The following is a 373-nucleotide window of genomic DNA, read 5'->3' on the forward strand; positions in this document are numbered from 1 at the left end:
TAAATTACCCGTCGTGTTGGCTGTAGCACTGTTGCCCGCAGGGTCGGTAGCGGTGGCTTCTACGGTGTAGTCACCTTCGGCTAATGGTGTTACCACATCGGCAGAGTAACTTCCATCAGCATTTACAGTGGCAGTAAGGGTTTGGGTGTTGCCGTCGCTGTCAGTTACCAACAAGGTCACGGTATCACCCGCATCGAGGTTAGTGGTACCTGTGATGGTTGGCGTTGGGTTGTTGTTGGTGCCTTGATCATCCACGGTCACCGTAGGGGCTGTGTTATCTAAATTACCCGTCGTGTTGGCTGTAGCACTGTTGCCCGCAGGGTCGGTAGCGGTGGCTTCTACGGTGTAGTCACCTTCGGCTAATGGTGTTACC

General features: G+C 53.9%; 1 protein-coding gene. It reads right to left on the reverse strand.

Annotated elements, in window-relative coordinates; all coding sequences use genetic code 11:
• A partial coding sequence (locus tag ACXAH6_RS20425) for an Ig-like domain-containing protein (RefSeq protein ID WP_474879834.1) occupies window positions 1–373 on the reverse strand: 373 nt, incomplete at both ends.

The organism is Alteromonas sp. ABE4_545 (assembly GCF_056161325.1).